Below are 18,951 nucleotides of genomic sequence, written 5' to 3' on the forward strand. Positions count from 1 at the left end.
CGATCGGGCTGGGCTACCGCCAGAGTACCAAGTATCTAGTGAGAGACAGCGGCAATACCGACTGCAGTTTCAGCGCGGACCTGTTGGGCGTCAAAGCCATCCCGGTCTTCGCTGGCGCGGCGGCTGCTGTCCAGTTTCGATACAAAGTAAATCATGAAGAATGCCAAAGGCATGGAAATCAGGGTGGGGAAGTCGTAAGGGAATACAGCTTCGGAAAAGCCCAGAATGCGGACCCAGACGGCTGGCGACAGAATCACCAGGCCCAGGGCCACAAGCAGGCCGCTCAAACCGCCATAAATGGCACCACGAGTGGTCATGCCGCGCCAGTACATGGACATCAGCAAGACCGGGAAGTTGGCCGAGGCGGCAATACTGAAGGCCAGGGCAACCAGGAACGCCACGTTCTGGTCACGGAACAGCAGGCCCAGGAAAATGGCGACAATGCCAATGCCGATCGAAGCCAGACGGTTGACGCGCATGGCTTGCGAGGGTGTGACATCGTCGCGGCGGATGACTTTGGCGTACAGATCATGTGCAACTGCCGAGGCACCGGCCAGGGTCAAACCACTGACCACGGCCAGAATCGTGGCAAAGGATACGGCGGCCAGCAAACCAAACAGCAGGTTGCCACCCAAAGCCGTTGCCAGGTGCATGATGGGCATGTTCGAGCCGCCCAGCACCATGCCGCCTACCTTGCCGTCCACATAGAACTCGGGGTAGTTGGGCAGGATGGCCATGGCAGCCAGACCCAGGAAGCAGATCACCACAAAGAAGACGCCCATCAAACCCGTTGCCACGAAGACCGATTTACGGGCAGCGCGTGCATCAGGCACCGTGAAGAAACGCATCATGATGTGAGGCAGACCGGCAATACCAAACACCAGTGACACTGCCAGAGACAGGCCCGAGAATGGATCAGCCATCAGCTTCCAGGGACCCTTCATGGCCGCGCCAGCCTGGTGATGTTCGGCCGCCGCACTGACCAGGGCGGAAAAGTCGAAGTTGAAGTAGTACAAGGCCAGGCCAGCCATCAAGAAGCCATTACCCATCATCAAGATAGCCTTGATGATTTGTACCCAGGTGGTTGCCACCATGCCACCCACCACGACGTACACCATCATGAGCAAGCCCACGGCCACCACGGCATAGGTGTAGTCGATGCCAAACAGCAGTTGCACCAGTTGTCCTGCGCCGACCATTTGCACGATCAGGTAGAACAGCACCACGGTCAGCGAGCTGATCGCGGTAAAGATGCGAGTGCTGCGTTCATCCAGGCGGTATGAGACGATGTCGCTCAGGGTGTAGCGACCCAGATTGCGCAAGCGCTCGGCAATCAGAAACATGATGACCGGCCAGCCCATGAAGGCGCAGACCGCATACAACAGCGAGTCAAAGCCGTTGGTAAAGGCCAGGGACGAAATCCCCAGCAAGGTGGCGGCGGACATGTAGTCACCCACAATGGCCAGCCCATTTTGCGTGCCGGTAATGCCACCCCCGGCGGTGTAAAAGTCCGAGCTGGAACGAGTGCGCGACGAGGCCCAGTAGGTGATGCCCAGGGTCACGACCACAAAGGCGGCAAAAATCAGAATCGCTTGTGTATTCATGGGCGCACCTTTGCCAGTACACGTTCGCAAAGCGGATCAAAGCGCGTGTTGGCGACGTGGATGTACACGCCTGTTAATAACCAGGACACAAGAATCAGTCCTACCCCGTACACCATGCCACTGTTGACAGCTCCTCCACTGCCCAGGTCATGGGTTAGAACGCCGGGCCAAAAAATGGCCGTCACGATAAACAGGCCGGTCAGCCCCAGGCAGATGCCGGCGCAGGCAAATGCCAGACGCCGACGCTGCGACTTGAGTTGCTCATATTCCTGTAGTCCGGCTAGTTGCCGGCTTAACTCTTGATGCGACAGCATGGTTTTGTCTCCGTATTGTTGTGATTACTGCCCATGTCCGCCTGGCCGATATTATTTGGTCGGCTTCACTTTATGAGCTTTCTTATTAACAAACTCCCCCAAGCGTTCCTGCACATCCCGCCCGGTTTGAACTACTGCTGCCATCAAGCCCTCGGCAAAGAGGCCATCGGTGGCAGACATATCGGCAATGCGGCTGATCGAGCTGACAATGGCGTAGTTCGACAAGATGGCATTGCCTGCAATGCGCTGGGCCAGTTCCAGGCTCAGCTCATAGGCTGTTTTGGGGTTGGCTTCGTTGTTGCACACGTAGTGCGCCAGCCCCAGTCGCTCTCCTTCCACGGCATCGAGCACGCGGCCTGTCAGCATCAGTTCGATCATGCGGTTGGGAGAAATGATTTTTGCGGTGCGAACGGTCGCGCCACCGCCGGTAAAGATGCCGCGTGTACCTTCAGGCAGGGCAAAGAAGGTGCTGCTGTCGGCCACGCGAATGTGCGCTGCGCTAGCCAGTTCCAGGCCCCCACCCACGACCGCGCCTTGCAGGCAGGCAATGACGGGGATGCCGCCGTGTTCGATCTTGTCAAAAGCACGGTGCCAGCTTTGGCAGACGCGCAGAAAATCCACGGCGCCGCGTTCCTTGTCATGGTGTTCTTTCAGATCCAGGCCCGCGCAGAAATGGTCGCCTTCTGCCTTCATCAGAATGACCCGGATGTGCTCGGGAATATTGGAGAAGTACGCATCAATTTCAGCAATGGCATCTTCATCCAGGGCGTTGCGCTTGTGCGCCTTGTTCAGCGTGACAATTCCGATGTTGTCCAACTCGGTGGTGAGCAGGAAAGGGGCGGCCATAAAAAACTCCTTGTGTTACGTAAATGCGAGGGCAGTGGTGCAAATCAGCTGGGGTCGGTTTGATCCGCCAGCATTTTGCGCAGTGCCATTTTTTGAATCTTTCCAGTTGCCGTCATCGGCATCTGGTCGATGAAAATTACTTTGTCGGGTACGGACCAGCGGGTGACGCGATCCTGATAGCGCTCCAGCATGTGGGCCTCGTCCAGCTCAGCGCCTTCGCGTGGCACCACGAACAGCACGGGGCGTTCGCCCCATTTGTCGTCGGCCTGGGCGATGCAGGCAGCCAGCTCAACCAAAGGCTCTTCCATGGCGATGTTCTCAATCTCGATCGAGGAGATCCATTCGCCACCGGACTTGATTACATCCTTGCTGCGGTCGGTAATGTAGACGTAGCCATCGGCGTCGATGGAGCCTACGTCGCCCGTGCGGAACCAGCCGTTTTCACTGGCCAGATCGGGTTTGCCGTAATAGCGATCCAAGATCCAGTTGCCCTGGATCAGCAGGTGGCCACTGCTCTTGCCGTCGCGTGGCAAGGTATTGCCTTCGTCGTCAACAGTTTTCAGGCGTGCGCCGAACAGGGCACGGCCTTGCGAGGCCAGCACGTGCTGCTTCTGGGCTTCGGGCAGATCGCTGTGTTTGGGTAGCAATTGGCAAACAGTGCCCAGCGGCGAGGTCTCCGTCATGCCCCAGGCGTGGCGCACGGTAATGCCGTAGCCCGCCCAGGCGGCAATCATATTGGGTGGGCAAGCGGAACCGCCGATCAGGATGCGGCTCAGGGTAGTGAATTGCTTGCCATTGGCTTTGGCATAGTCCAGCACGGTTTTCCAGATGGTGGGTACACCGGCGGACAAGGTGACGCCAGCGCGTTCGCAGAGGGAGTAAATGCGCTCTCCCTGCAAATTTGCACCGGGCAGAACAATTTTGGCTCCGGACATCAGGCCGGAGTAAGGCAGGCCCCAGGCATTGACGTGAAACATGGGGACCAAAGGCATGACGGCGTCAGCGCTGGCAATGCACAGTGCGTTCGGGTGGGCCGAGGCGTAGGCATGCAAGAGGGTGGAGCGATGGGTGTACAGGGCACCTTTGGGATCGCCCGTTGTGCCGGAGGTGTAGCACAGGCCGCTGGCAGTATTTTCATCAAACACAGGCCACTCAAAGCCCGTGCTGTCATTGCCCAGCCAGCTTTCGTATTCATCGGCCAAGGGGCCCTGAGCCTGGCTGCCCATGCGTACCCACTGCTTGACGGTGGGGCATTGGCCGCGCAGATAGCTGACCATTTCTTCAAAATGTTCGTCGTAGAACATCACCGTGTCTTGAGCATCATTGATGATGAAGGCAATTTGCTCGCGCGTCAGACGCGGGTTCACGGTGTGACAGATCAGACCGATGCCCGAAGTGGCGTAGTAAATTTCCAGATGGCGGTAGGTGTTCCATGCCAAAGTTGCCACGCGTTCGCCGGGCTGCAGGCCTTCTCGGCGCAGTCCCAGAGCCAGATCCTGAACCCGGTGGGCAAATTCAAGATAGCTGTAGCGATGAAGCTCGCCATTATCCAAAGCGGTAACAATCTCCTGCTCAGGGTTATTCTCTACGGCGTGGGTGAGAATTGAACTGATGAGCAAGGGCATATGCATCATATTTCCAGTGCCTAACATGGTGATGTCTCCTTGTATTATGTGTGTCAGCATAGGATGGTTTAGCACCTTACCCAATAGCGAATACTGACGTCGAATATGCAAAAAGTGACAATCTTTGAGAGGTCATAGGAAATGAATGCTTTGCCCGGCACGCTCCCGGTGCCCGTTGATGCAGCCCATACGGCCACCGTGGCGCTGGATCTGGTTCAGGACTGGTTTCATAGCCTGCGCACCAGCTATTCCGAACATGTGCTGGATCATTGCCTGAAGCAGGCGGGCATCGTGAAAGATTTTATTGATCGGCCCGGCGCTCGTTTGACGCGTGATCAACTGGTGCGCCTGTATCAGGAAAGCGCCAGGAAAACGGGCGATGAGATGATGGGTTTCTGGACTCGGCCCATACGCGCCGGGGCCTTGAAATACATTGTGCGCACCGTGCGGGACGCGCCATCCATCAATGTGGCCTTGTACCGTTTCACCCAGTTCTGGAATCTGCTGCTGGATGATTTCAGCCTGAATCTGATACGCACGGATAAAGAGTTGGGCATTGAGCTGGTGCCGCGCTATCCCACCGCCTATGTGCATCGTTTTGGCCATGCACTGATGCTGAAGCTGACGCACGGAATTGTGTCCTGGCTGATGGGGCGCGAGGTGCCGGTGCAGCAAGTGGCCTTTGCATTTCCCAGACCGGCTTTTGCGGCGGACTATTCGGTGCTGTTTCCCGCTTCAGTCAGTTTTGATGCGCCGTGCTCGCATATCTTGTTTGGCGTGGAGTTGGGGCAGGTACGGCCACAACGCACTCAGGTTGAGGCCAGAGCCTTTCTGGAGCGTGCGCCGCGTGACTGGATTTTTACCTCCTATCACGAGCATGCCTTGCGCCTCAAAGTGCGGGAAATCTTGCATACCGACCTAGGCTACACCTTGCAGGATGTGTCCGGCAAATTGCATATGTCGGCGCGCACGCTGATACGCAGGCTGCAAGATGAAGGCCTGTCGTTTCAGGGGATCAAGGATGAGCTGCGCCGAGATTTGGCGATTTTCAAATTGCTGCGCAAAGATATGTCGCTGGCTGAAATTGCTTACGCATTGAAGTTCAGTTCGCCAGCGACATTTCACCGGGCTTTCCGCCATTGGACGGGCATGACGCCCGGTGTGTATCGCGCCGCCCAGCAGGAGCTGGCCTGAAGGGCGGTTCAGCCAAGCGGGCTGTGTGGTCCGGGCTTACTTGCGTTCGCCGCCCAGGACTTCGACCAGATCGCTGATCATCTTGGCCAGCTCGGAGGTCATCAAGGTCATGTCAGCGTCAAAGATTTCGTCATCGTTGACGGCCGTCACATCTTGTTTTTCAGTCAGGATGTCCAGTGGGGCCACGCGTTTGACGTCCAGCGCATCGGTCAGCACAAAGCTGATGCGATCCGCCCAGGTCATGGCCAAACGGGTGCATTGCTTGCCGGCTTCAACGTGCTTGCGCACTTCGTCAATGTCGGCGCTTTGCTTCACGTAGCGCACGGCAGCACCGCTATCGCCGGTGGAGCGCAGTTCAGTGTCCTGGTCCACAGTAAAGTTGGCCAGTTGCTCTTCGTCCACCAGCCAGGAGGTCATGGCGGCACCGGGTGATTGCTCGGTATACAGAGGCTGCACGGGGAAAGGTTCCACGCTCTTGGCCAGCAGGCCCAGAACTTCGTCGCTCTTGGCGGTAGCCGCGGCATCAATAGCCAGCCAGTGGTTGCGGGTATCCAGCCAGACGCGGGTGTCGCGCGAGACGGCGAAGGCACGAGGCATCAAGTCCACAATGACTTGTTCCTTGATTTCCTTCATTTGCTTGCGGCCAGGTTTGTAGCCTTGCTGCTCTTCGATATCACGAGCCTTCTCACGAGCGACTTGGTTGATCACTGTGGTGGGCAGCAGCTTCTTTTCGGCGCGCAGAGCGATCAGGTACTGACCGTTAACTTCGTGCACCAGAGCACTGTTCTCGCGTGGGCTGACCCAGCCCAGGCTTAGCGGTTCCTGGCTGGAACCAGGGGTGAAGCTGTGTTTGGAAAGAGCTTCTTCCAGCTCTTCGGCGGAACATACCCAGTCGGGGGAGAGGCGATAGATGCGTAGATTCTTAAACCACATGGATACGAAGATAAATAAACAGAAGAAAAAGGGCGGGCGTAAAGCCCGAGGCAATGTTCGATTGTACGCGCAGATCTTCCTGTGCCGCCCCGCCATTTACGGACCCTTGCATTTGCTTGACAGAGCGCGGGAAATGGCCGGTGCAACGCGTTTTTTGCCTGGACTGGCTAACGATTGATGTCGTTATGGCGGGTTTCCCGCACAAAGGGCGCACCAATCGCAACCGTCACCAGACAGATCAGAATCGGGTACCACAAACCATCGTAAATATTGCCAGTGACGGCAATCATGGCAAAGGACAGGGTGGGCAAAAAACCCCCGAACCAGCCATTGCCAATGTGATAAGGCAGGCTCATGGAGGTGTAGCGGATGCGGATCGGGAACATCTCCACCAGCATGGCCGCAATGGGGCCGTAGACCGCGGTTACCAGCCCCACCAGATAGGTCAGCAGAACCACCAGCATCACTTTATTGATCTGCTCCGGGTCTGCGCCGTCCGGGTAGCCGTACTGGCGCATGGTCTGAGTCAACTCATTGCGCAACTCTTGCGAGTGACGGGCAAAATCGGCGCGGCTCAGATGTCCGCCTTCAAAACCATCGATCACATGATCGCCAATGCGTACCTGGGCCACCTGACCGGGTGAACCCTTGACGTTGTTGTAGCTGACCGCGTGGCTGGCCATGTAGGACTTCACGATATCGCAAGAGCTGGTGAAGGTGTGGCTGCCCACCGGATTGAACTGGAAGGAGCAACTGGCCGGGTCGGTAATGACAGTGACGGGCGCGTTGCGCTGCGCCTGGACCAAAGCGGGGTTGGCAAAATAGGCCAGGCCCTGGAAGACCGGGTAGTAGGTCAGGGCGGCCAGCAAACAGCCCGTCAGGATGATGGGCTTGCGCCCGATTTGATCCGACAGCCAGCCAAAAAAGATAAATAGCGGGGTGGCCAGTAGCAGTGAAATTACCATCAAGGTTTGCGCCAAGGTGGCATGCAAACCCAGCATTTGGGTGATGAAGAACAAGGCGTAGAACTGCCCCGTGTACCAGACCACGCCTTGGCCGGCCGTCAGGCCGAACAGTGCCAGCAAGGCGATGCGCAGATTCGCCCAGCGCCCGAAGGATTCGGTAATGGGCGAGGTCGACAGCGTGCCTTCTTCCTTGATGTGCTGGAAGGCAGGTGACTCTTTCAGGTTCATCCGTATCCAGACGGAAATCGCCAGCAGCAGCACGGAAATCAGAAAGGGAATGCGCCAGCCCCAAACCACAAATGCTTCTTCCCCGACCAGACTGCGTATGCCCATGATGACCAGCAGGGACAGCAGCAAACCCACGGATGCGGTGGTCTGAATCCAGCTGGTGTAAAAACCGCGACGGTGCTGGGGCGCGTACTCAGCCACATAGGTGGCGGCACCGCCGTATTCGCCACCCATAGCCAGGCCTTGCAGCAGACGCAGGACGATCAGCATGATGGGGGCGGCAATCCCGATGGCTTCATAGCTCGGTAGTACGCCGACCAAAAAGGTGGACAGTCCCATCAGCAAGATGGTGATCAGAAAGGTGTACTTGCGGCCCACGCGGTCGCCAATACGACCAAAGAGCAAGGCTCCAAAGGGGCGTACGGCAAAACCGGCGGCAAAGGCCAACAAGGCAAAGATAAAGCCGGCTGTCGGATTAACGGCGGAAAAGAAGTGTTGCGCCAGAATGGCGGCCATGGAGCCGTACAGATAGAAGTCGTACCACTCGAACATGGTGCCCAGGGCGGAGGCAAAAATAACTTTGCGACCCTGGGTGTCCAGCTTATTCTTGGCTTTCGGGAAGGTTGCACTGGTGATTGTCTGGGGCATGTGCTCAGGCTCTCCAAGGCAAAGACAGTGGGAAACTGACGCGTAAGCGCAGGCCGCTTTCCTGGCCCCCAGTCAGTGGCATGAAGTCGATGGAGGCGCCGTGAATGTCGGCAATCTCCCGCACAATGGCCAGCCCCAGGCCACTACCGTCTGCCTGGTTGCCCATGATGCGATAAAAACGATCAAAAATTCGTGCTTTATGTTCCGTGGGAATGCCGGGGCCGTTGTCCTCGATTTCCAACCAGCCCTTGCCTTGAGTCTGGCCGGTACGCATGGTGATCCAGCCGCCAGCAGGGGTGTAGATCAGGGCGTTATCCAGCAAATTGTTGATCAGCTCATCGAGCAGGACCGGATCCGCTTGCAAGAGGATAGCCTTGGCAGTGTTTTCCAGCCCCAGATCCAGCCCCAGTTTCAAGGCATCTGGCACACGCTGGCCTACATGCAATTCAGTCAGCGTATTCAGGTCCAGGGTTTGTTTGGTAGGGGCGTACAGGACATCGCTGCTTTCGGCACGGGCCAAGGCCAACATTTGGGTGACCAGGCGCGTGGCCCGGTCGATGCCGCGTACCAGTTGTTGCAAGCTGGCTTCGGTCTGCTTGGGGTCGCGCTCGCGCAGGGCCAGTTCGGCTTGGGTGCGTATCCCCGCCAGCGGCGTTTTCAACTGGTGGGCCGCATTGGCCACAAACTGCCTTTGGGTGGCTGAAAATTGTGCCTGCTGGGCCAGGAGTCCATTCATGGCATCAATCAGCGGCACAATTTCGGCAGGTGCCTGCTCTTGATCTACCGGCGATAAATCACCGGGAGCACGAGCACGCAAGCGCGCTTGCAGCAGGTTCAGCGGCTCCAGGCCATGTGTCAGCCCCAGGCCCGCCAGCATGGCCGCCAGCGGTACCAGAATGAATTGTGGTGTCAGCATCCCGATCAGAATTTCTCTGTGTAGCACCGCTCTATGTTCATTGGTTTCGGCAGCAACCGCCAGAAAGGGCGTGTCGTTTTTGTCCTTGCCCCCCCAGACATAGGCCAGCCGCAGGCTTTGATCGTCCAGAATAACGTCCCGGTAGCGCAGCAGGTCGGTGTCATACCCCCAACTGTCGGGAACCGGCAAATTCGCGTTGCCAGCCAGTGGCTCGCCATTGGCATCGCGGATTTGCCATAGCGTAGGGGTCGGGCTTTCCTGACGCAAAATTGTCTGTGCCCCGTGCGATAAATGGATGGGCTGGCTCAGATCCTGATGGCTGATTTCCACTCGCAACAAGTCCAGGTGATCGCGCAAGGTGCGGTCGTAAGGGGAGTTCGCAATGTGCTGGGCGATGAAGTAGGTAATGACAATGCCTACCGTCCACAGCAAAAACAAAGGCCCGAAAATCCAGATCATGATCTTGTGAATGAGCGGGCGTGGTGCGACACGCTTGCCTTTGGCAGGCGCAGCCTTGTTGCTGGTTGGGGGCGTAGCGTGCTGCATGGACGATCCTTTAGGCTGGAGCGTCTTCTCGCAATTTTTCCGGTTCCAGACAGTATCCCAGACCACGCACGGTCAGGATGCGTACGCCGCTAGGCTCCAGTTTTTTGCGCAGGCGGTGGATATAGACCTCGATGGCGTTAGGGGTGACTTCCTCACCCCACTCACAGAGCAGATCCACAAACTGGTTCTTGCTGATCATGCGGCCGCTGCGTGACAGGAAAATCTCCAGCAAGCTGGTTTCACGCGCCGACAGCTCCAGGGGCTGATTGTCTATATAAGCCATGCGACCTTTCAGGTCGAAGCTTAGTCGTTTGTGATGCAGCAAGGCGCTGCTGGTGCCGGTGCTGCGACGCGTCAGGGCGCGTACACGGGCTTCCAGTTCGGTCAGGGCAAAGGGTTTGGACATATAGTCGTCCGCGCCCAGGTCCAGACCGCGCACACGCTGTTCGACCGTATCGCTGGCAGTCAGGATCAGAACGGGGAGGGTATCCTGGCGTTGGCGGATTGACTGCAGCACCGACAGGCCGGGCTTTTTGGGCAGGTCCAGGTCCAGGATCAGAAGGTCAAAGCTTTGCAGCTGCAAGGCCGAGTCGGCGCTATCGCCATCGTGCACGACATCAACCGCATAGCCTTCGTAGCGTAAGGAGCGAGAAAGTCCATCCGCGAGAATACTGTCGTCTTCAGCTATTAGTATGCGCATGACCCTACACAAACAGATGATTGAGTGGCTGTTCGGCATTGTTGCACAAGGCTGTAAGGCTGGTCAGTAGGGGATAACGATGCCGGCTAGTTAATTTATTTGAATATCTGTGTATATATACAGTATAATTTGATGCAATAATTAGGTTTGATTTTTAATTGCCGTGCCCGTCCGTTGGGGCGCCATTCCACAGTCAAGGATTTTTCATGGACGATAAAAACAGCAAAGCAGTGGCCTCGGAACGTTCCAAAGCGTTGGCCGCCGCTCTGTCGCAAATCGAAAAGCAGTTCGGCAAGGGCTCGATCATGCGTTATGGCGACGACAACGTCGAGCATGACATCCAGGTGGTCTCCACGGGTTCCTTGGGTCTGGACATTGCTTTGGGCGTCGGTGGTCTGCCACGTGGTCGCGTTATTGAAATTTACGGTCCGGAATCTTCGGGTAAAACCACGCTGACCCTGCAAGTGATTGCAGAGATGCAAAAGCTCAAAGGCACATGTGCCTTTATTGACGCCGAACACGCGCTGGACGTGCAATACGCTCAAAAACTGGGCGTGAATCTGGGTGATCTGTTGATCTCCCAGCCTGATACCGGCGAGCAGGCTCTGGAAATTACCGAAGCCCTGGTGCGTTCGGGTTCGGTAGACCTGATTGTTATCGACTCGGTGGCCGCCTTGACTCCCAAGGCTGAAATCGAAGGCGATATGGGCGATTCCTTGCCTGGTCTGCAGGCCCGTCTGATGAGCCAGGCCCTGCGTAAATTGACGGCTACCATCAAACGCGCTAACTGCATGGTCATCTTCATTAACCAGATCCGTATGAAGATTGGCGTCATGTTCGGCAACCCTGAAACCACCACGGGTGGTAACGCGCTGAAGTTTTACTCCTCCGTGCGTCTGGATATTCGCCGTATCGGTTCCATCAAGCGTGGCGACGAAATGGTGGGTAACGAGACCCGCGTTAAAGTGGTCAAGAACAAGGTTGCGCCTCCTTTCAAGCAAACCGAATTCGACATCATGTATGGCAGCGGTATTTCCCGTGAAGGCGAGATTATCGATCTGGGCGTACAAACTGGCGTGGTCGACAAGGCAGGTGCCTGGTATAGCTACGACGGCAACCGCATTGGTCAGGGTAAGGACAATGTGCGCGAATTCCTGAAAGAGCGCCCCGAGTTGGCCCGCGAAATCGAAAACAAAGTGCGTGAAAAGCTGGGCGTTGCCCTGATGAGCGCTGCTGTCAGCCGTCCAGCCGCTGCTCCTGTGGTTGATCCGGCCGAGGGAGAAGTCTGATTTTTCCCCCAGAGTTCGATGACGAACCCTTTGAGACAGACCCGGAGGAAATCCGGGAACGTAAACAAGCTCAAAGGGAGCGCGTTGCTGCGCTTTCTGCCCGGCCCACTCGGGCGGGCAGAAACGTAGAAGATAGCTTGGGCGACAATGCTCCTGCTGCTGAAAAGAAAGCCCCGTCCAAACGGCCGGGGCTGTCTCTTAAAGCCAGAGCGTTGAATTTTTTATCCCGACGCGAATACTCGCGCCTGGAGTTGGGCCGCCGTCTGGCGCCCCATGCAGAAAGTGCTGAAGAAGTGGAGGCCTTGCTCGACGCCCTGGTCGAACAGAAATGGCTGTCCAACGAGCGCTTCGCACATAGTGTCGTCAATCGCCGTGCCTCGCGTGTGGGCACCCGAGTCATTCTGCAAGAACTGCGCCAGCATGGCGTGGATGTGGAACAGACCGAAATTATCAAAGAAGAGTTGATGGCGACCGAGCTGGAACGGGCCAAGCAAGTATGGGGCAAGAAATTCAGTGCGCCGCCCGATGACCCCCGCAGTTACGCCAAGCAATATCGCTTCATGGCCAGCCGAGGCTTCTCGGGCCGTATCTTGCAGCAGATTCTGGGTGATTGGGAAGACGATCCGGCTTGAATAAGCCATCTGCAATGCTTCGTTTTGCTGTGTTTCTTGCTTGTCTGCTGCCGCCATCAAAAAACGTGGCCTCGTTCAAGTTGGCATGAGCCCGCCCGCCTGTACTTTTCCTCTATTTACATAGTGCTTGCAACAGAGTTTTGCCATGCCATTGCTAAATGGCTCAAGACTGCGCCGCCACGATTCCTTGCAGGCTTTTGAAGCAGGTCTCTCGTGCCTGTGCCAAAAAGGCCTGCACATAGTCCGCTTGTAAATCCTCACTACGTACCGTGGCGTATAGCGTGCGCCAGATACCGTGCTCTCCCAAACGGCAAGTGCGAATCGAGGCCGGGTTCAGGAACTCCGTCAAGGCCCAGTTTGGCAACGCCGTCACACCACGCTGGCTGGCAACCAGTTGCACGATCATGGGCGTTAGCTCGGCCTGCCGAATCGCAGCGGGCTCCACATCGGCTGGCGTTAGGAACTGCGTAAAAATATCCAGACGATTGCGTTCTACCGGGTAGGTAATCAGAACCTGATCGGTCAATTGGAAAGGTTCTACATAGCGGTACTGCGACAAGGGGTGCTGGTTGGAGACAGCCAGCACCAGCTCGTAGCGAAACAGGGGTTCGTAATGGACAGCCGGATTGTCCTGCGGGTCCGAGGTGATCACCACATCCAGATCCCCGCGCATCAAGGCGGGCAAGGGCGCAAAGGAAAAAGCCGCGCTCAAGTCCAGCGTGACGTCAGGCCATTGCTGCCTGAATGCGTCCAGTGCTGGCATCAGCCATTGAAAGCAGGAGTGGCAATCAATGGCCACATGCAGGCGTCCCGTGCGTCCGGCGGCCAGTCTTTGCAAATCGCGCTCGGTGGCGCGTACACGCGGCAGGATGTCATCGGCCAGCGTCAGGATACGCAGAGCGGCGGTGGTCAGGCGGGCAGGGCGGGTGCGGCGGTTCAGCAATTGCACTTGAAGCCGCACTTCCAGGTCGCGGAGCTGGTGCGAGAGGGCGGACTGCGTAACATGCAGGCGCTCGGCGGCTTCTTGCAAGCTGCCGCTGTCGCGGATGGCGCTCAGGGTTTCGAGATGGCGGATTTCAAGCATGTTGAGGAAAATTCATAATTAGCATGGTGTATTTGATTTTTTTTCAAGTAAGTATACAGGCACAATAGATTTCAGGCGCCTGATACGGGCCTTTTATTTCTAATTTATGGGCTTACTATGACTATTATTCATAATCTGGGTTTTCCTCGCATGGGCGCGCAGCGCGAATTGAAGCGCTCTTTGGAAGCCTATTGGGCCGGTCAGGTAAGCCAGCAAGAGCTTTTGGAAACAGGCAAAGCCTTGCGCGCCCAGCATTGGGGTTTGCAAGGCAAGGCTGGGCTGGATACGGTGCCTGTGGGCGATTTTGCCTGGTATGACCAGATTCTGGAGTGGAGCACCTTGCTGGGAGCGGTTCCCGCCCGTTTCGGCCAGGCTGAAAATGCACCCGTGTCATTGGATACCTTGTTTCGCATGGCGCGTGGCCGTGCGCCCAGCGGCACCCCTGCCGCTGCTTGTGAAATGACCAAGTGGTTCGATACAAACTACCACTACATCGTGCCCGAATTCACACCAGGTCAAAGCTTCCGGATTGCCCGTGAATTCTTGTTTGAGCAGATTGAAGAGGCCAAGGCTCTGGGGCACAAGGTCAAGCCCGTGATTCCCGGACCCTTGACCTGGTTGTGGCTGGGCAAGGGCGATGCCTATGAGGGCTCGGCAGACGCGGGCAAGCTGGCCTTGCTGGATACTTTGCTGCCTGTGTATGAACAAGTGCTGGCCCGTTTCAAAGCTCAAGGTGTGGAATGGGTACAGATTGACGAACCTGTTCTGGTTCTGGATTTGCCTCAAGCGTGGCAAGACGCCTTCCGTCGCGTCTATCAAGGTCTGAATCAATCCGGCTTGAAGCTGCTGCTGGCGACTTATTTTGATGATCTGCATGAGAACGTCGCGGTATTGAAGGATTTGCCCGTGGCGGGTGTGCATGTGGATGCGGTGCGTGCTCCGGCTGCTTTGCAGGCCGTACAAGCGGTATTGGCGCAATACCAGGTGCTGTCTGCCGGTGTGATTTCGGGTCGGGATATTTGGCGCACCGATCTGCAAAAAACGGTTCAAACCTTGAAGCCCTTGAAAGCGGTTTTGGGCGAGCGCCTGTGGATTGCGCCATCCTGCTCGCTGCTGCATGTCCCTGTGGATGTGCAAAGTGAAACCGGCCTGGACGCTGAATTGAAGAGCTGGTTGTCCTTTGCGGTGCAAAAACTGGATGAGCTGAGACTGTTGCAAGGATTGCTGGACGGCACTTTGGACGAAGCGGGTCAGCAAGCGGTTCGAGCTCAGCAAGCTGCTTTGCAAACGCGCCGTGAGTCCAAGCGTACGCATAATCCTGCCGTGCAAGCCCAGATGGCCAAGATTGACCAGCTCAAGCGTCAACGTACGCCCTTCGCGCAGCGTATCCAGGCCCAGCGCAACAAGCTGAAGTTACCCGCCTATCCCACCACCACGATCGGTTCGTTTCCTCAGACCACGGAAATTCGTACTGCTCGCCGCGACTGGCGTGGGGGAGCCCTGAGTGACGCGGCTTATGAAAAAGCCATGCAGGCAGAAATCGAGCAAGTTATTCGTTTTCAGGAGCGGATCGGTCTGGACGTGCTGGTGCATGGCGAGGCCGAGCGCAACGATATGGTGGAGTACTTTGGTGAACTGCTGGGTGGTTTTGCCTTTACACAAAACGGTTGGGTACAAAGCTACGGGTCGCGTTGCGTAAAGCCGCCTATTATCTTTGGGGATGTGCTGCGCATCACGCCCATGAGTGTGGCCTGGTCCTCCTACGCCCAATCACTGACTGATCGGCCCGTCAAAGGCATGTTGACGGGGCCAGTGACGATGTTGCAGTGGTCTTTTGTTCGTGACGACCAGCCCCGTGCCGATACTTGCCGCCAGCTGGCTTTGGCCTTGCGGGATGAAGTTTCTGATCTGGAACAGGCCGGCATTCGTGTCATCCAGCTGGATGAACCCGCTTTCCGCGAAGGCTTGCCGCTCCGTCAGGGTGATTGGCAGGCCTACCTGGATTGGGCGGTGGATTGCTTTCGCCTGTCCACCAGCGCGGTGTCCGATGAAACCCAGATTCACACGCATATGTGCTATTCGGAGTTCAACGACATCATGCAATCCATTGCCGAGATGGACGCGGATGTGATCACGATTGAAACCTCGCGTTCCAATATGCTCTTGCTGAATGCCTTCGAGAATTTTGAGTATCCCAATCATATAGGCCCAGGCGTTTATGACATTCACTCGCCCAATGTGCCTGATAAGGACTGGATAGTGCGCTTGATGGGCGAGGCGGCCAAGCGCTTGCCCGCCGACCGTTTGTGGGTGAATCCCGACTGCGGTTTGAAGACGCGAGCGTGGTCTGAAACTGAGGCTGCCTTGCTGGCCATGGTGGATGCGGCCAAAGCATTGCGGGCGGCAGCCTGATTTGGTGCAGGCTTGAAATAAGCCGCTTGAATAGATTGACAGGGCAGGGCGCTTTTCGTCCTGCCACTCGATTTCCCAGGCTGGATGAAAACGACCGCCCGTCAGGTGGTCGTTTTTTTTATGCAAATTTGGTATACCGTAGGATCGACACCGCGTAGATCCTGTGTTTGGCCCGCTTGGGATGCGCTTACAGATTATGTAAGTGGCTGATACGGAACATACGAGGTGCGTTATACTTGATCAGTTTCAATCTTGCCGCCCCGTTCATATCAATGCCTTTGCCCCCGCCGTCCGTCGCCCGTGAACCATTGCATACGCGTACCATCACGGTAGAGTCGTTTGCACGGGAAGATGGCCTCTGGGACCTGGAGGCCTCGCTGCTGGATGTGAAGTCCTACGACTTTCCCATACGCAACGGCCAAACCCATAAGGCAGGTGATCCTGTCCACCTGATGCATCTGCGTATCACTATCGATAGCAGCTTTGCCATTGTGGATGCCGTGGCGGTCTACGATGCAGCCCCTTACCAGGACAACTGTTCGTCCATTGCGGACGCCTACCAGAAGTTGGTGGGCCTGAATTTGCTCAAGCAGTTTCGTCAGGGTGTCAAAGAGCGCTTTGGGCGTTCGGCTGGCTGTACGCACATGAGCGAGCTGGCACAAGTGTTGCCAACCGCCGCCGTACAAACCATGGCCGGGCGTCGTCGCAGCAGCGGGGAATCAGAGATTTATCGCACCGACAAGCAGCCTTTCCATCTGGATGGCTGCCATGCCTTGCGTTTGAGCGGTCCCGTGGTTGAGGAGTTTTATCCCGTCTGGTATCGACCTAAAGTCACAGACGGGGTGGATTAGTTTTTTGTTTTAGTCAGGTCTCGGGCTCAGGCCTGGAGTTCCTGCCTTCTTTTTTTATTGTGTTTTTAGACTGACAGGTATCACATGAAAATTCACGAATATCAGGGCAAAGCACTGCTTAAGCAGTTTGGCGTTGCCGTGCCACGCGGAATTCCTGCCTTCTCCGTCGATGAAGCGGTTGCAGCTGCGCAGGAGCTGGGTGGCTCTGTGTGGGTTGTCAAAGCCCAGATTCACGCCGGTGGCCGTGGCAAGGGCGGTGGCGTCAAGCTGGCTCGCTCGATGGACGAAGTGCGTCAACTGGCCTCGGAAATCCTGGGCATGCAGCTGATCACTCACCAAACTGGCCCTGAAGGCCAGAAAGTGGGTCGCCTGCTGATCGAGGAAGGCGCGGACATCAAGAAGGAATACTACGTCGGTATCGTTACCGACCGTGCTACCCAGCGCGTGGCCGTGATGGCTTCCAGCGAAGGCGGCATGGAAATTGAAGAAGTGGCCGAGCGCGACCCCGACGCCATTTTGAAAGAATTCGTGGACCCTGCTGTTGGCCTGACCAACGAGCAAGCCACCAAGCTGGCTCGCGGTATCGGCGTTCCTGACGCTTCTATCGAAAAAGCCGTTGCTGAATTCCAGAAGCTGTACAAGTGCTACACCGAAACCGACGCTGAACTGGCCGAGATCAACCCTCTGATCCTGACCGGCTCGGGCGACATCATCGCTCTGGACGCCAAGTTCAACTTCGACGGCAACGCTTTGTTCCGTCACCCCGATATCGTGGCTTTCCGTGACCTGGCTGAAGAAGATCCTGCTGAAGTTGAAGCCAGCAAGTACGACCTGGCCTACATCCAGCTGGACGGCAACATTGGCTGCCTGGTGAACGGTGCAGGTCTGGCCATGGCGACCATGGACACCATCAAGCTGTTTGGCGGCGAGCCTGCCAACTTCCTGGACGTGGGCGGTGGCGCTACGGCCGAAAAAGTTACTGAAGCCTTCAAGATCATGTTGGCCAACAAGGGCGTCAAAGCCATTCTGGTTAACATCTTCGGCGGCATCATGCGCTGCGACGTGATCGCTGAAGGCGTGATCGCTGCGTGCAAGGCCGTCAACCTGAACGTGCCTCTGGTGGTACGCATGAAGGGTACCAACGAAGAGCTGGGCAAGAAAATGCTGGCCGATTCCGGTCTGCCCATCATCAGTGCTGACACCATGGCCGAAGCGGCGACTGCTGTTGTCGCTGCCGCCAAGTAAGAAAAGGTTGAGGATTAGCAAATGTCGATTCTGATCAATAAAGACACCAAAGTCATCACGCAAGGGATCACCGGCAAGACCGGCCAGTTCCACACCCGCATGTGCCGTGAATACGGTAACGGCATGGAAGCCTTTGTGGCTGGCGTGAACCCCAAGCGTGCTGGTGAGGATTTCGAAGGTGTACCTATTTACGCCTCCGTGTCCGACGCCAAGGCTGAAACTGGCGCAACTGTGTCGGTTATCTACGTTCCGCCCGCAGGTGCTGCGGCTGCCATCTGGGAAGCGGTTGAAGCTGACCTGGACCTGGTTATCTGCATTACCGAAGGCATCCCTGTTCGCGACATGCTGGAAGTTCGCAACCGCATGCGCGCAGAAAACCGCAAAACCTTGCTGTTGGGCCCGAACTGCCCCGGTCTGATCACTCCTGACGAGCTGAAGATCGGTATCATGCCCGGCCACATTCACCGCAAGGGCCGCATCGGTGTGGTCAGCCGCTCCGGCACGCTGACATACGAAGCCGTTGCTCAAGTAACCGAACTGGGCCTGGGTCAATCCTCGGCTGTCGGTATCGGTGGCGACCCAATCAACGGTCTGAAGCACATCGATGTGCTCAAGATGTTCAACGACGATCCTGATACCGATGCCGTTATCATGATTGGCGAGATCGGCGGTCCAGACGAAGTCAACGCGGCTTTGTGGGCTAAAGACAATATGACCAAGCCTGTTGTTGGCTTTATCGCTGGTGTGACAGCGCCTCCCGGAAAACGCATGGGTCACGCTGGTGCCCTGATCTCCGGTGGTGCCGACACGGCCGACGCCAAGCTGGAAGTGATGGAAGCTTGCGGTATTCGTACCACTCGCAACCCGTCCGAAATGGGCAAGCTGCTCAAAGAAGTGCTGTAAATAGTAGTACCGGGGC

16 protein-coding genes are annotated in these 18,951 nt (G+C 56.7%); 7 read left to right on the top strand and 9 right to left on the bottom strand.

All coding sequences use genetic code 11. The annotated features are described in order from the left end of the window. Window positions 1–35: 35 nt before the first annotated feature. The 4 genes from actP to ACU6HM_RS03330 are packed head-to-tail and all read right to left on the bottom strand — an operon-like array spanning window position 36 to window position 4,416. Window positions 36–1,604 carry a cation/acetate symporter ActP gene (gene actP / locus ACU6HM_RS03315; protein WP_009461764.1) on the bottom strand — a complete coding sequence of 523 codons (1,569 nt, stop codon included), beginning with the start codon at window positions 1,602–1,604 and terminating at the stop codon, window positions 36–38. Further along, window positions 1,601–1,918, bottom strand: a complete 318-nt coding sequence (locus ACU6HM_RS03320) for a DUF485 domain-containing protein (protein WP_009461765.1) — start codon at window positions 1,916–1,918, stop codon at window positions 1,601–1,603. Before ACU6HM_RS03320 ends, actP begins: the two co-directional genes overlap by 4 nt. Before the next feature lie 51 nt (window positions 1,919–1,969). Further along, window positions 1,970–2,764 carry a crotonase/enoyl-CoA hydratase family protein gene (locus tag ACU6HM_RS03325; RefSeq protein ID WP_009461766.1) on the bottom strand — a complete coding sequence of 265 codons (795 nt, stop codon included), beginning with the start codon at window positions 2,762–2,764 and terminating at the stop codon, window positions 1,970–1,972. A gap of 44 nt (window positions 2,765–2,808) precedes the next feature. Then, the gene (locus ACU6HM_RS03330) at window positions 2,809–4,416 is read right to left on the bottom strand and encodes a long-chain-fatty-acid--CoA ligase (protein ID WP_250755817.1); all 1,608 of its coding nucleotides are present in this window, start codon (window positions 4,414–4,416) and stop codon (window positions 2,809–2,811) included. A 114-nt stretch (window positions 4,417–4,530) separates the two neighbouring features. Here ACU6HM_RS03330 and ACU6HM_RS03335 point away from each other — a divergent pair, with 114 nt between their 5' ends. Next, entirely contained in the window at window positions 4,531–5,583 is a 1,053-nt protein-coding gene (locus ACU6HM_RS03335; RefSeq protein ID WP_009461767.1) for an AraC family transcriptional regulator, read from the top strand. A 36-nt stretch (window positions 5,584–5,619) separates the two neighbouring features. On the opposite strand, the gene ACU6HM_RS03340 is transcribed toward ACU6HM_RS03335, so the two are convergent. The 4 genes from ACU6HM_RS03340 to ACU6HM_RS03355 form a co-directional block, all read right to left on the bottom strand. Continuing rightward, the gene (locus tag ACU6HM_RS03340) at window positions 5,620–6,516 is read right to left on the bottom strand and encodes a recombination-associated protein RdgC (protein ID WP_009461768.1); all 897 of its coding nucleotides are present in this window, start codon (window positions 6,514–6,516) and stop codon (window positions 5,620–5,622) included. A 167-nt stretch (window positions 6,517–6,683) separates the two neighbouring features. Next, on the bottom strand, window positions 6,684–8,357 hold the full coding sequence (locus tag ACU6HM_RS03345) for an MFS transporter (protein ID WP_035272847.1): 1,674 nt from the start codon (window positions 8,355–8,357) through the stop codon (window positions 6,684–6,686). A gap of 4 nt (window positions 8,358–8,361) precedes the next feature. After that, window positions 8,362–9,819 carry a sensor histidine kinase N-terminal domain-containing protein gene (locus tag ACU6HM_RS03350; protein ID WP_446763341.1) on the bottom strand — a complete coding sequence of 486 codons (1,458 nt, stop codon included), beginning with the start codon at window positions 9,817–9,819 and terminating at the stop codon, window positions 8,362–8,364. A gap of 10 nt (window positions 9,820–9,829) precedes the next feature. Further along, a complete protein-coding gene (locus tag ACU6HM_RS03355) occupies window positions 9,830–10,519 on the bottom strand; it encodes a response regulator transcription factor (RefSeq protein WP_003799515.1) in 690 nt (229 codons plus the stop codon). A 206-nt stretch (window positions 10,520–10,725) separates the two neighbouring features. On the opposite strand from ACU6HM_RS03355, the gene recA reads away from it, so the two are divergent. Then, complete coding sequence (gene recA / locus ACU6HM_RS03360; RefSeq protein WP_021446515.1) at window positions 10,726–11,808, top strand: recombinase RecA; 1,083 nt, start codon at window positions 10,726–10,728, stop codon at window positions 11,806–11,808. Window positions 11,809–11,945: 137 nt separating this feature from the next. Next, window positions 11,946–12,440 carry a recombination regulator RecX gene (gene recX, locus ACU6HM_RS03365; protein WP_274984778.1) on the top strand — a complete coding sequence of 165 codons (495 nt, stop codon included), beginning with the start codon at window positions 11,946–11,948 and terminating at the stop codon, window positions 12,438–12,440. Window positions 12,441–12,603: 163 nt separating this feature from the next. Here recX and ACU6HM_RS03370 read toward each other — a convergent pair whose 3' ends face one another. Further along, a complete protein-coding gene (locus ACU6HM_RS03370; protein ID WP_026483398.1) occupies window positions 12,604–13,524 on the bottom strand; it encodes a LysR family transcriptional regulator in 921 nt (306 codons plus the stop codon). A gap of 117 nt (window positions 13,525–13,641) precedes the next feature. Here ACU6HM_RS03370 and metE point away from each other — a divergent pair, with 117 nt between their 5' ends. From metE to sucD, 4 genes are all read left to right on the top strand, one after another. After that, window positions 13,642–15,936: a 5-methyltetrahydropteroyltriglutamate--homocysteine S-methyltransferase gene (gene metE, locus ACU6HM_RS03375; protein WP_446763342.1), complete on the top strand. Its 2,295-nt coding sequence runs from the start codon at window positions 13,642–13,644 to the stop codon at window positions 15,934–15,936. Window positions 15,937–16,208: 272 nt separating this feature from the next. Then, window positions 16,209–16,787 carry a DUF2889 domain-containing protein gene (locus ACU6HM_RS03380; RefSeq protein ID WP_035272843.1) on the top strand — a complete coding sequence of 193 codons (579 nt, stop codon included), beginning with the start codon at window positions 16,209–16,211 and terminating at the stop codon, window positions 16,785–16,787. 84 nt (window positions 16,788–16,871) lie between these two features. Beyond that, on the top strand, window positions 16,872–18,032 hold the full coding sequence (sucC, locus tag ACU6HM_RS03385) for an ADP-forming succinate--CoA ligase subunit beta (RefSeq protein ID WP_009461782.1): 1,161 nt from the start codon (window positions 16,872–16,874) through the stop codon (window positions 18,030–18,032). A gap of 21 nt (window positions 18,033–18,053) precedes the next feature. Continuing rightward, window positions 18,054–18,935 carry a succinate--CoA ligase subunit alpha gene (sucD, locus tag ACU6HM_RS03390; RefSeq protein ID WP_009461784.1) on the top strand — a complete coding sequence of 294 codons (882 nt, stop codon included), beginning with the start codon at window positions 18,054–18,056 and terminating at the stop codon, window positions 18,933–18,935. The last annotated feature ends 16 nt before the right edge of the window (window positions 18,936–18,951 follow it).

This window comes from Alcaligenes sp. RM2, from assembly GCF_052931795.1.